Source organism: Aggregatibacter kilianii, from assembly GCF_003130255.1.
Taxonomy (GTDB): domain Bacteria; phylum Pseudomonadota; class Gammaproteobacteria; order Enterobacterales; family Pasteurellaceae; genus Aggregatibacter; species Aggregatibacter kilianii.
The window spans coordinates 293961-306711 of record NZ_NRCN01000002.1 but is presented as its reverse complement, the minus strand read 5'-3'; the positions used below and the strand labels follow the sequence as shown (position 1 = coordinate 306711).

Annotated in this window: 10 protein-coding genes; 5 read left to right on the top strand and 5 right to left on the bottom strand. The window is 42.4% G+C overall.

Features of this window, described 5'->3' with window-relative positions:
* Positions 1–11 precede the first annotated feature (11 nt).
* From DK428_RS11170 to DK428_RS11155, 4 genes are all read left to right on the top strand, one after another.
* Complete coding sequence (locus DK428_RS11170; protein ID WP_109064448.1) at positions 12–551, top strand: glycoside hydrolase family 43 C-terminal domain-containing protein; 540 nt, start codon at positions 12–14, stop codon at positions 549–551.
* A gap of 128 nt (positions 552–679) precedes the next feature.
* Positions 680–1942: a serine hydroxymethyltransferase gene (gene glyA, locus DK428_RS11165; protein WP_065295365.1), complete on the top strand. Its 1263-nt coding sequence runs from the start codon at positions 680–682 to the stop codon at positions 1940–1942.
* Positions 1943–2147: 205 nt separating this feature from the next.
* Complete coding sequence (locus DK428_RS11160) at positions 2148–3383, top strand: tetratricopeptide repeat protein (RefSeq protein WP_109064449.1); 1236 nt, start codon at positions 2148–2150, stop codon at positions 3381–3383.
* Positions 3384–3528: 145 nt separating this feature from the next.
* On the top strand, positions 3529–4503 hold the full coding sequence (locus tag DK428_RS11155; protein WP_109064450.1) for a hypothetical protein: 975 nt from the start codon (positions 3529–3531) through the stop codon (positions 4501–4503).
* A gap of 125 nt (positions 4504–4628) precedes the next feature.
* On the opposite strand, the gene iolG is transcribed toward DK428_RS11155, so the two are convergent.
* The 3 genes from iolG to iolD are packed head-to-tail and all read right to left on the bottom strand — an operon-like array spanning position 4629 to position 8535.
* On the bottom strand, positions 4629–5639 hold the full coding sequence (gene iolG, locus DK428_RS11150; protein ID WP_109064451.1) for an inositol 2-dehydrogenase: 1011 nt from the start codon (positions 5637–5639) through the stop codon (positions 4629–4631).
* A gap of 2 nt (positions 5640–5641) precedes the next feature.
* Entirely contained in the window at positions 5642–6538 is an 897-nt protein-coding gene (gene iolE / locus DK428_RS11145) for a myo-inosose-2 dehydratase (RefSeq protein ID WP_109064452.1), read from the bottom strand.
* Between the two features lie 56 nt (positions 6539–6594).
* A complete protein-coding gene (iolD, locus tag DK428_RS11140; protein ID WP_109090100.1) occupies positions 6595–8535 on the bottom strand; it encodes a 3D-(3,5/4)-trihydroxycyclohexane-1,2-dione acylhydrolase (decyclizing) in 1941 nt (646 codons plus the stop codon).
* A gap of 309 nt (positions 8536–8844) precedes the next feature.
* Here iolD and DK428_RS11135 point away from each other — a divergent pair, with 309 nt between their 5' ends.
* A complete protein-coding gene (locus DK428_RS11135) occupies positions 8845–10755 on the top strand; it encodes a bifunctional 5-dehydro-2-deoxygluconokinase/5-dehydro-2-deoxyphosphogluconate aldolase (RefSeq protein WP_109064454.1) in 1911 nt (636 codons plus the stop codon).
* Between the two features lie 42 nt (positions 10756–10797).
* Here the strand turns inward: DK428_RS11135 and DK428_RS11130 are convergent, their stop codons facing one another.
* A complete protein-coding gene (locus DK428_RS11130) occupies positions 10798–11640 on the bottom strand; it encodes a MurR/RpiR family transcriptional regulator (protein ID WP_109064455.1) in 843 nt (280 codons plus the stop codon).
* Positions 11641–11918: 278 nt separating this feature from the next.
* Positions 11919–12749, bottom strand: a complete 831-nt coding sequence (gene iolB, locus DK428_RS11125) for a 5-deoxy-glucuronate isomerase (RefSeq protein ID WP_109064456.1) — start codon at positions 12747–12749, stop codon at positions 11919–11921.
* Positions 12750–12751 lie beyond the last annotated feature (2 nt).

The window sequence follows — 12751 nt, the reverse complement described above, 5'->3', positions numbered from 1 at the left end:
AGGATTTTTACATGAAAAAATTAGTTTTACTCGGATTAACCGCATCACTATTAGGTGGTTGTACCTTGGTGAATATCGAGGATGACGGCAAAATCACCCATCGTAAATTAACCGGCGAATGGCAATGTACCGCCAGCTATCCGGAACATAACACCAAGACAGTGAGCCGTTTGAAACTTATTAGTGACGGTTCGTTGGTAAATAATAGTTCGATTATTGAACCTATTGATAAGCCGTTTTTTGTGTATGATTTAAGCAGCACGGGAACCTGGAAATTCGATGAGCAGACTCACAAATTAACTTATACCCTCACCACCAATTCGGTGCAACGCAACCACACCGAAGACGCCTTGGACGCAATGGAAAAGGATTCGAGATATAAACCTTACGAAGAAAATCTGTTTAAGAAATACAGCAAACGCATTAATAAACAAAACACCATTAATTTTACGATTACGTCATTAACACGTGATCCGAAAAATGGACAATATACACTTGTTTTAGAACAAAAAACTGCACAGAAGAGCTACACCAGTTCTTGCGTGCGTTAATAACAATGAGTCCGGTGAAAATTTTTCATCATCATGGTGAAAAAAACACATCCGGTTTTATTAAGAATTATCCGCGAAATTGAGTACAATAACGCGTATTCCAATTAACTACCAAGAAGGAAAACACAATGTTTAAAAAGAGCATGAATATTGCCGATTACGATCCGGTTTTATGGCAAGCCATTCAAGATGAAAATCGTCGTCAAGAAGAGCATATTGAACTTATCGCTTCCGAAAACTATGCCAGCCCGCGCGTCATGGAAGCACAAGGTTCACAATTTACCAATAAATATGCGGAAGGCTATCCGGGCAAGCGTTACTATGGTGGTTGTGAGTATGCCGACATTGTGGAACAGCTTGCTATTGATCGTGCAAAAGAATTATTTGATGCAGATTATGTGAACGTACAACCGCATTCCGGTTCACAAGCTAATGCGGCGGTATATGGCGCGTTAATTAATGCAGGTGATACTATTTTAGGGATGGATTTAGCCCATGGTGGTCACTTAACCCACGGGGCGAAAGTAAGTTTCTCCGGTAAAATCTACAATTCTGTGCTTTATGGTATTACTGCTGATGGTTTAATTGACTATGAAGACGTACGCCAAAAAGCCTTAGAGAGCAAGCCGAAAATGATCGTGGCCGGCTTCTCTGCGTATTCTCAAGTGGTAGATTGGAAGAAAATGCGTGAAATCGCCGATGAAGTGGGCGCGTATTTGTTCGTGGATATGGCGCACGTTGCAGGCTTAATTGCGGCAGGTTTATATCCAAATCCATTACCATACGCCCATGTTGTCACTACAACGACTCATAAAACCTTGGGTGGTCCGCGTGGTGGTTTAATTCTTTCTTCTTGTGGTGATGAAGAAATCTACAAAAAGTTGCAATCTTCCGTATTCCCGGCAAACCAAGGTGGCCCATTAGTCCACATTATTGCGGCAAAAGCGGTTTGTTTCAAAGAAGCATTAGAGCCGGCGTATAAAGAGTATCAAGCGAAGGTAATCCAAAATGCCAAAGCCATGGTGGAGGTGTTTAAACAACGCGGTTATGACGTTGTGTCTAACGGTACTGAAAACCACTTGTTCTTGGTAAGCTTTATCAAACAAGGTTTAACCGGTAAAGCGGCAGATGCGGCGCTTGGCAAAGCTAATATCACTGTGAATAAAAACTCCGTGCCAAATGATCCGCAAAAACCGTTTGTTACTTCCGGTATTCGTGTCGGCACCCCGGCCGTGACCCGTCGCGGTTTTAACGAAGCCGATGTGAAAGAGCTTGCAGGTTGGATGTGCGATATATTAGACGCGCTTGGCAAAGAAAACGAAGAACAAGTGATTGCCGCTACCAAAGAAAAAGTGTTGGCAATTTGTAAGCGTCTTCCGGTTTACGCCTAAGTTCAATTAAACGAATAAACAAAAGCGGCAATGAAAATTGTCGCTTTTTCTTTATGGGTATTTTATTGATTTTTCACTATTTAATTTCTCTTGGTTAGTTGAGATGTTAAGTGGATTGGGATATTATGCTGCGCAATTTTTCATTAATTTTTATTCCTAAAGTGCGGTGGCTTTTAATCGTATTTTTCTTTATAGAGGACAAATTATGTTATCAAATCTTGCTTTTATTATTGCGGCAACTGTGTTGGGGTTACCACCGAATTTAGCCGATTATCCGAAAGGTCTTGAAACCGCGCAACAGATGGTGAAACAAGGGGAAAATGCCGATAAAGGAGTCGCTTTGTTTGAAGAAGCTTTTGATTATCGCTATGGCATGAAACAGCCTAGAAATCTGGAAAAAGCCAAAGAGCTATTTATTGCCGCTTCCGAGGCAGGGAACGCTGATGCGAAATTATTTCTTGCCGATTTTGCTATTAACAATGGTGATAACGCATTAGCCATTGAGCTTGCCAATGAAGCCATTGCGTTAGGCAATGAAAAAGCAAAATTAATTTTTATTGAAGCAGAAGAGGAAGAAAGTGAACAGGCTAAAAAATACGCCAGAGAAGGCTTTAATGCGATGAAAGCTGCCGTAGAGAATGGCAACACGCATTATATTAACTGGTTGGGTTATCTTTATGATGAAGGAATCGGAACGCCACAGAATTTTGGCGAGGCATTGAAATATTTCAAACTGGGCGCGGAATCGGGCAATGTGGTTTCTATGAAAAACCTTGCCTTAATGTATCGAAATCAAGAACACACCAAACAAGCGATGACCTTATTTCAACAAGCTGCAGAAAAAAATGAAGAAGAAGCGCAATTTTATCTCGCTCAGATGTTTTATGATGAAGGCAACACAGAAAAAGCCCTTTATTGGTTTGAGCGTTCTGCCGCGAATAATGACATTGATGCCATTGAATTTTTAGGTGATTTCTATAGTGAAAGCGATCTACGCAAAGCGGAAATTTATTATCAAAAAGGTGTAGAGTTAAATAGCGCTTATGCCATGCTTCAGTTAGCTGATTTTTATGCATTCGGTATAGGTGACATTAAGAAAGATGAGGTTAAAGCTGTGGAATTATTACAGAAAGCGGCTTATTTGAACTCATCTGCGGCAATGATGCGTTTGGCGTCATCTTATGAAGAAGGCAAAGGTGTACAGAAGGATTTTGATCAAGCGGCCTATTGGTACACATTGGCATATAACACGGAAAAAGATCAAAACGATGAAGATCCGGCGGAACTTTATTTAATTCTTGCCATGATGTATGAGGAAAAAGCACAAGATCTCAGCAAAGCATTAGATAATTACAAAATGGTTAATTTATTACGGGATAAAAAAGATAAAATTATTCTGAAAAAAATTAAGGAGTTAGAGAAAAAATTAAAAAATAAATAGTCCATTATCGGCATATTTGCATGATGGCATTTATTACTATCGTGGTGCGGTCAATCTGTTTCCGTTGATTTAATAGCATCCAATTTAAATAAAGCGATAATGAAAATTGTCGCTTTAATATTTAGCTCGAATCCTTGAGGTAAATATGCAACACGAAATTTTTGAAGAAAAAGAACTCGCATTAAAAGAAAACAATTTGCGTGGCGCTGTAAAATCTTGCTTTCATCAGGATTGGTTGGTTCGTGAGAAAAAAGGTGAGCTCATTTATCGTGATTGTCTTGACCGCCATTTATCGCTATTTAATCCGCAAGGTTATTTGGCCGCGAAAACGTATTACTCCATCGGCAAAAAAAGTGTGCAAAAGCCGTTAAATGAAAGAATTACGTTTAAGGTGAGTTGCGAATATTTAGACGGCACCCATATCACGCGAAAAACCACCACCAATAAAAACGGCAATAAAGTCATTTACTTAAATGAATATGAATACGATGACGAAAAGAGAGTGATTCGGGAATATCACTTTATGGGCGAACATGATGGCTATTCGCAACGGGAATTTGAATATCGTTATGAGTATTTGGTAACAGGATGCAAGCGGACCATAATACGCCAGGGTGGCACGATTGAAACGGAGACCTCTTTATTGGATCACAAAGGTCGGGAAATTGCAAAATCTACGTTGGCGGAAAACGGAGAGCAAGTTTGGGAAAAATCGGAATGGGATTATGACGATGTAGCGTTAACTGAAACGCTTTATTGGTCTGAAGGCAATTTCCTTCGCAAAACTTATGATGAACAAGGGCGCTTGGTGGAAACATTAAGTATGCGCGAAGGGAAGCTGTATGAAAGACAGTGTTATGAATACAATACCGAAAGCTTGTTGGTGAAAGATATTTATGAAAATGAAGATGGCTTTTGCGCTTCCGGTGAGTATTTTTATGACGAATACCAAAATTTAATTCGAGTGAAACACACAAAGCAAAGAGCCGAATTTACAGAACAAGATGAAAGAACTATGGTGTATGAATATGATAAGCGTGGTAACTGGCTTACTAAGAAATTCTATGAAAATAAAAAACTCCAAGAAATGATCAAAAGAGAGATTGAGTATTTTGAGTAAATACACGCCAAATAATTCTTTTCCATAATATAAAAGTGCGGTGGTTTTTCCGAGCGTTTTTCATATCACCATAAAAAAACAAAAGACCTGAAGATTCAGGTCTTTTTTTATACTCAAAACGTGTATTAAGCAATTTCCGCCAGTTTTACCGGGCGTCCTTCATCTAAAGAACGTTTGGCGGCAAGTGCGATAATCACAGGTTGTAACCCGTCATTGCCGTTCACTAAAGTTGGTTTGTCGTTCACTACGGAATCCACAAAACACGCCATTTCATCGGCGAAAGATTGCATATAGCGTTCTAAGAAGAAGTATTTCGGTTTTTCGGCGATAACACCGGCTTCACAGGAATATACGGCGGTAGAATCGGTATCATTACGGGTTTGTACCGCGCCTTTGGAGCCGAACACTTCTGCCCGTTGGTCGTAGCCGTAAACCGCTTTTCGGCTGTTATCGATCACACCGATAGCACCGTTAGCGAGTTTTAACGTGATGACGGCAGTGTCAATGTCGCCGGCTTTGCCGATTTCCGGATTCACCAACACGCCGCCTGCCGCATACACTTCCACCACTTCGCTACCGGATAAATAACGGATCATATCGAAATCGTGGATAGTCATGTCGAAGAACATCCCGCCGGAGACTTTTACGTATTCAATCGGCGGTGCATCCGGGTCGCGGGAGGTGACGCGAATTAAGTGCGGTTCGCCGATGTCGCCGTTTTCTACACGGGTCTTGATGGCTTTAAAGTTATGGTCAAAGCGACGGTTAAAACCTACTTGGAATTTCACGCCGGATTTTTCTACTTCAGCCAAGACTTCTTTAATGCGATTCACATCGGCATCTACCGGTTTTTCGCAGAAAATGTGTTTGCCGGTACGGGCGGCTTCAATAGAAATCGGTGCGTGGGTATTGGTGGAGGAACACACTAACACGGCGTCAATTTCAGGATCCTGCAGAATTTGTTTGTAATCCTCATAAACGTGCGGAATGCCCATATCTTTCGCCCATTGCTTGAGCTCATCAGTGACGCGAACATCGGAAATCGCTTTGATTTCAGCCCCTTTGACATATTTTGTGATGCTTTCAGAATGCACGCGACCGATACGACCGGCGCCGATAATGCCTACTTTAATCATGATTAAATCCCCGCTGTTTCTTTAATGTACTTACGGCCTTTAACGGCATATTCAAACGGATTGGCGATGGCCGGATCTTGTTCCGCCTCAACCACCATCCAGCCTTTGTAATTGTGTTTTTCGAGAATGTCGAAAATCGGTCTGAAGTCGATAACGCCGTCTCCCGGCACGGTAAATGTACCTTTGCGTACGCCTTCCAAGAAACTTAAATCATTGGCTTTGACTTCCGCCACGACATCGTCACGCACATCTTTCAAATGAACGTGGCAAATACGGTCGATGTATTTTTCCAACACGTCCAACATGGCTTGTTGTGATCCTTCGGAATAATAGAGGTGACCTGAATCGAATAACAAATACACGTCATCGTTAACGACTGTCATATATTTATCAATTTCTTCCGGCGTTTGAATGCCGGTGCCCATGTGGTGATGCAGACACACTTTCATGCCTTTTTCGGCAGCAAGTTTAGCCAGTTCGTTATAGCCTTCCGCTAATTTTTGCCATTCATCTTCGGTGAAGATGGTTTTCTCTTTGAAAACGGCTTTTGTTGTGCCTTGGATACTACGGCTTTGCTCAGAACAGCCGATGACTTTGGCGCCCATAGCATGAAGGAAATCACGATGTTTAATAAACTCTTGAATGGTTTCTTCTTTTTTGCCGTCCACGAAAAACGTACTGAACCAGGCATTACAAATTTGAATTCCGCGAACACTTAGCTTGTGTTTTAGCACTTCCACATCGCGCGGATATTTATTTCCAACTTCACATCCGGTAAAACCTGCCAGCGCCATTTCACTGACACATTGTTCAAAGGTATTCTCTTTACCAAGATCAGGCATATCATCGTTTGTCCAACCGATTGGCGCGATACCTAATTTCACGTTTTCAGCTTTCATAGTTTTTTCCTTCTCAACAGAATGGTTAAATTGGAGATAATCAATTGAATCACGAATTAATAACGACGTGCTTCGTTAATATGTTTCACACTGCGTTCATGCGCTTTGCGGATTTTTTCTTTTTCCGAAACTTCTGCCACGCCAACGTGCCACCAGCTGCCATAGCCGTGAATCATCGTTTTTGGCAATACTTTAATATCAATTAAAGTAGACACATTTTGCTTTTTGGCATCGGCTAAGGCCACGTGCAATTCTTCTTCTGTCGTGACTTTATAGGTTTTGCATCCATAGGCCGCCGCATTCATCGCGAAATCAACGGGCACAAATCCGCCATCCAATTTGTCGGTTTGCGGATTTCTGAAACGGAATTCAGTGGCGAAACTGTCCATACCGTTGCCGATTTGCAGGTTGTTAATGCAACCGTTGGTCATGTTGTCTAGTAAAATCACGTTAATCTTTTTATGTTCCTGCACTGATGTGATGAGCTCGGAATGGAGCATCATGTAAGAACCATCGCCTAGTAAGGCGTAAACCTCTTTTTCCGGTTGGGCCAATTTTGCTCCTAACGCGGCGTTGACTTCATAGCCCATGCAGGAATAGCCATACTCGAGATGATAGGTATTTTCGCCCTTGGATTGCCAAGCACGTTGTAAGTCGCCCGGCAGGCTACCAGCAGCGCCCACAATAATGTCATTGGCACCCAGGGTTTCATTGAGAATACCCAGAACGCGGCTCTGTGTCAGACAGGATTGGGTGAGCTTGATAAACTCCGCATAAACTTTTTCGCGATCCAATGCGTCATTGACTTCCGGTACGAAGTCGGTTTCAGTGTAGGTGGCGTGATAAATACGATGGAGTTCTTGAGCAAACTGCACTTTGGCTTCTGCAACGGCGTTGCTCCACTGTGGTTGATAGGCGCGCGGTGCTAAAAGTGCGGTCAGTTTTTCTAACGTTTCTTTGGCATCGGCAACCACTTGAACGCCATCCAGTTTATAAGCGTCAAAACGGGCAATGTTGATGTTTAGGAATTTCACATTCGGATGTTGGAAGATCCATTTTGAAGAGGTGGTGAAATCCGTGTAGCGTGTGCCGATACCGATAATCAGATCTGCCTCTTTCGCTAACAGGTTGGCTGCTAAACAACCTGTTTCTCCTACGCCGCCCACATTCAAAACGTGCTCAGAAACGACCGCACTTTTACCTGCTTGTGTTTCGGCAAAAGGAATTTGGAAGGTTTCGGCAAACTGTTTGAGTTGTTCTGCCGCTTCGGAATAACGCACGCCACCGCCGCAAATCATTAACGGCTTTTTCGCACTCATAATAAGATCAACGGCCAATTTCAACATTGGCTCGGTCGGTAACGTACGCTCAATACGATGAATCCGTTTTTGTAGAAAGTATTCCGGGAAATCATAGGCTTCCGCTTGAACATCTTGCGGCAGGGCGATTGTTACTGCGCCGGTGTCCGCCGGGTCCGTTAATACCCGCATGGCATTAATACAGGCGGTCATCAGTTGTTCCGGGCGGCTGACTCTGTCCCAATATTTGCTTACGGCTCTGAATGCATCGTTTGTACTGATACTCAGATCATGAAATTGTTCGATTTGTTGTAACACCGGATCCGGTTGGCGGGTGGCAAACACATCGCCGGGTAAAAGAAGAAGCGGAATACGGTTAGCGGTTGCTGTTGCGGCTGCGGTAATCATATTGGCGGCACCGGGGCCCACGGAGGAGGTACAGGCATAAATCTTTTTACGCAAATTTTGTTTGGCAAAGCCGATTGCCACGTGCGCCATGCCTTGTTCATTACGTCCTTGGCGCACAATCAGATCACCACTGTCTTGTTCCAACGCCTGACCGATTCCAAGCACATTGCCATGACCGAAAATACCAAAGATACCTTCAACAAATTTTGTTACTTTGCCATCAAATTCGATATATTGATTATCAAGAAATTTTATAAGCGCTTGTGCAACAGTAAGTCTTACGGTTTTCATCAGAATCTCCTTTTACGAGTAGCTAGCATTGAAACCAGTATATAAGCATTCTTTTAATTTTAAATATTTTTGAAACAAAAATTTCATTTTTGAGACATAGATCAAATTTTCCCGAATTTATATTTTATCTTTAAAAAACACTTAAACAGCCTATTAACAGTATGAATCATAAAATACCGAATAGAAAATCGGATGATGTTTGTTTTGTGATTAAGGTCTAAAAAATTAAATTTCAATATTGATTTTTTTGAAATATGTGTTTCAATTTGTGTGGGTGAAACAATTTTACTAAGTAGAAGGAATTGCATTATGAAAACGGTAGAAAAAACATTAGACCTTATCTGTCTTGGTCGGGTGGCTGTTGATCTTTATGCACAACAAATCGGTGCCAGATTAGAGGACGCTTCTTCTTTTTCCAAATATCTGGGCGGATCCTCCGGTAATGTGGCCTATGGTACGGCGGTGCAAGGCGTGAAATCTTCTATGTTGGCACGCGTTGGTGATGAGCACATGGGACGTTTTTTACGCGAGGAATTACAACGCGTCGGAGTGGATACCAGCCATTTGATTACGGATAAAGAACGTTTGACTGCGCTTGTGATTTTAGGCATTAAAGATCAGGATACTTTCCCGTTGATTTTTTACCGTGAAAATTGTGCCGATATGGCGATTACTAAAGCGGATTTTGATGAAAGCTACATTGCTTCCGCCAAAGCCTTAGCCATTACCGGCACGCATTTGTCCCACCCGAAAACCAGAGAAGCGGTGTTGACGGCGTTGGAATATGCGGGCAGAAATAACACAAAACGTTTGTTGGATATCGATTATCGCCCGGTGTTATGGGGACTGACCTCCTTAGGGGATGGAGAAACCCGTTTTATTGATTCGGAAGCGGTGACGAAATCATTGCAAGAAGTCTTACACCATTTTGATGTGTTGGTGGGAACAGAAGAAGAATTCCATATTGCCGGCGGTTCGACAGATACATTAACCGCACTTAAAAACGTGCGTAAGTTCAGCCACGCCGTTTTAGTTTGTAAACGTGGTGCATTGGGTTGCTCGGTATTTGAAGGTGAGATTCCTGATGATTTGGATGGTGGACTAAATGTTTATGGTGTCAGAGTGGAAGTGCTGAATGTGCTTGGTGCGGGTGATGCCTTTATGTCAGGTCTGATTCGTGGTTACATCAATAATGAAGGTTGGGAGCAGTCTTGTCGTTATGCCAATGCTTGCGGAGCATTGGTGGTTTCCCGCCACGGTTGCGCTCCTGCAATGCCAACTAAAGCGGAGTTAGATAATTATCTTGCCCGTGCAGAATCGGTACCTCGTCCGGATTTGGATGAACAACTTAATCATTTACACCGCGTGACTACTCGAAAAGCCAAATGGGATAACTTGTGTATTTTTGCCTTTGATCATCGTAAGCAACTGGTCGATATGGCAAAAAAATACGGTGCGGATGTCAAACGGATTCCTAAATTGAAACAGCTTTTATTGCAGGCGGCGGAAAAAACGGCGCAAGAAGAAGGTATTTATGATGGTCAGGCGGGGATTCTTGCGGATACAACTTTCGGACAAGCCGCATTGAATGAAATTACCGGTAAAAAGTGGTGGATTGGACGTCCGATTGAATTGCCGTCTTCCCGTCCGTTACGCTTGGAACACGGCGATTTAGGTAGCCAATTAGCCGGTTGGCCACAAGAACATGTAGTGAAATGTTTGGTCTTTTATCATCCGAAAGACAGTGCTGAAATGAAAGCGGAGCAGGATGCAACCTTAAAACAGGTGTATCAAGCCTGCTGTCGAACCGGTCATGAATTGTTATTAGAAGTGATTTTGCCTGCAGATATGGAACAAAACGAACAATATTATGCAGACATCATCGCACACTTCTATCAGTTAGGCATTAAACCGGATTGGTGGAAATTGCCGGGCGTATCGGCACAAGGCTGGGCGAATATCAGTGAAGTGATTCGCACAAACGATCCATACTGTCGTGGTATTCTGATTTTAGGTTTAGATGCACCGGAAGAACAATTCAAAGCCGTATTTGACGCATCAGTAGGTGCGCCTTTAGTCAAAGGCTTTGCTGTTGGACGGAGCATTTTCGGACAACCATCGGCAGACTGGCTTGACGGAAAATTAACGGATGACGAGTTGATTACCGAAGTGGGCGAAAGATACAGAAGATTAATTAAACTGTGGCAAGCCCGCAAATAAGCATAAACGTAAAATGCCCCATTATGGGGCATTTTTTGTTACTTAGTGTTTTTTCTCTTTCTCTTTCTCTTTTTCCAATCCCAACACAATTGCCAACGTTTGAACCAGCGTCATGGTAGAGCATTGTGAACGAAATCCCAGCACCTGGGCTTCTTTTATCACAAATGCGATATCGCTAAACGCAAGTAGCGGGCTGATTTGGCTGTCGGTGATAGCGATTTGTTTAACGCCTTTCTTGGCGCTAGTGTTCATAATGTTGACGGTTTCCGCCGCATAAGGTGAGAAACTAATCGCGACGACCACATCCCCTTCTTTGACCTGACTAAGCTGCTCATCAAACATGCTGCCTAAGCCGTTGATTAAAAAAGCACGACAGTCCAAATGATGTAGTGCATAGTTAAGGTAGCAGGCTACGCTAAAAGAACGCTTTAACCCAATAATAAAGATATTATTTGCCTCTTTTAGTATTTTGGCGGCGGTATAAATTTGTTCATTTGTGGTTTGTTCCGCTAACTGATGTAATGCCTGACTATTGGCTTGCGAAAAGATTGTTAAAATATCTTCCGGCGATTCTTCCCCCTCCGATTGTGCGATTTTATGCGAAAGTTGTAGCCTTTCTGTGTAATTTGTCGTTTTTTCCATGAGATTTTCGCGAAAGATTTGTTTCATTTCGTTAAAACCGGAAAAACCGAATTCGGCGGCAAAACGGATTAATGTAGAGGGAGGGACATCTGCTTTTTCTGCGATCGTGGCGACTGTATCAAAAACGATGCTATCGCTGTTATCTAAAATGTATTGAGCAACCTGCTTAAGCCTTTTACTTAAACTGTCGTAGCGGGTTTGAATTTCTGTTTGTAAATTGGTTAATTGAGATTTTTCTTTCATATTGTTATATCCATAAAATAAATATTTCTAGATCTTATAGAGACGAATTAAAAACCTCAAGAAAAAAGCGGCCATTTTGCTTGAAAAAATCGGTATTGTATAGGAAATGCACAAAACGGTTGTTTAGCTTGTCGACGCATGAGTTTTATGCTGCTCAAACGCAGATATTACTCAAGATGAGACAGGTTACCAATCGTCATTTCAGCTTTGTGAAACTACATAAAAATACCGGAAAAAATGACCGCACTTTAAGTCGATTTTATGGATTTAAACTTTCGTTATTTGAATTTATCGGCGTATTTTTCACTGTTGATCCAGGCGTGATCCTGTTCCCAAGTAAAGCGCCATTTTCTGACCGGTCCCGCCATGACGTTTAAGTAATAGTTGTCATAACCGGCAATGGTAGCGACCGGATGATAACCTCTCGGTACCTGAACCACATCGCCGTCATACACCGCCATACATTCATCTAATGAACGGTCGTCAGTGTAGACTCGTTGTAATGCAAAACCTTGCGATGGCGAGAAACGGTGGTAGTAGGTTTCTTCCAAATAGGTTTCTGTTGGCGAGTTTTTATCGTCATGTTTATGGCTAGGAAATGAACTGGTATTGCCCTCATCAGTAAACACTTCTACGACCAATAATGCGTCTGCGGTTTCGGTCTCCGGCAATATATTGTGTACTAAACGCTTGTTATTGCCATATCCCCGTTTTTCCACGCCCACGTCTTTCGGTTCAATTAAACGAACCGGCAAATTGCCTTGACTTGGTGCGCGACAAACAGCCAGCTCCAAATAGCTTTCCGCTTTTATTTGAACCTGTTGTTGATGTGGAACATACACGGAATAAGGTGGGACCCGTTCAAACGGGGAGGCTCTATTTCCGATATGCTCAAAGGTCGCTTGGGCAGTCGTCACGGTCGCTTTACCTGCCACCAAAACAAAACAAGTCTCGGTATTTTCTGTGTCGAAGGTGAGTTCTTGGTCTTTTTGTAAGTGGTACATCTCAAAACCGACGTACTCCCAATTGGCCGTTTTGGGTGTGATTTTTTGTACTTCGCCGTTCTTTTCGGGATGATCTTTTCTTGATTTGGATAGTAAATAACTCATCG

Bases quoted from the DNA above. Each gene is read 5' to 3' on its own strand.
- DK428_RS11160 (WP_109064449.1), top strand. From the start codon at position 2,148: ATGTTATCAAATCTTGCTTTTATTATTGCGGCAACTGTGTTGGGGTTA.
- DK428_RS11170 (WP_109064448.1), top strand. From the start codon at position 12: ATGAAAAAATTAGTTTTACTCGGATTAACCGCATCACTATTAGGTGGT.
- iolE (WP_109064452.1), bottom strand. From the start codon at position 6,538: ATGAAAGCTGAAAACGTGAAATTAGGTATCGCGCCAATCGGTTGGACA.
- DK428_RS11135 (WP_109064454.1), top strand. From the start codon at position 8,845: ATGAAAACGGTAGAAAAAACATTAGACCTTATCTGTCTTGGTCGGGTG.
- DK428_RS11130 (WP_109064455.1), bottom strand. From the start codon at position 11,640: ATGAAAGAAAAATCTCAATTAACCAATTTACAAACAGAAATTCAAACC.
- DK428_RS11155 (WP_109064450.1), top strand. From the start codon at position 3,529: ATGCAACACGAAATTTTTGAAGAAAAAGAACTCGCATTAAAAGAAAAC.
- iolD (WP_109090100.1), bottom strand. From the start codon at position 8,535: ATGAAAACCGTAAGACTTACTGTTGCACAAGCGCTTATAAAATTTCTT.
- iolG (WP_109064451.1), bottom strand. From the start codon at position 5,639: ATGATTAAAGTAGGCATTATCGGCGCCGGTCGTATCGGTCGCGTGCAT.
- glyA (WP_065295365.1), top strand. From the start codon at position 680: ATGTTTAAAAAGAGCATGAATATTGCCGATTACGATCCGGTTTTATGG.
- iolB (WP_109064456.1), bottom strand. From the start codon at position 12,749: ATGAGTTATTTACTATCCAAATCAAGAAAAGATCATCCCGAAAAGAAC.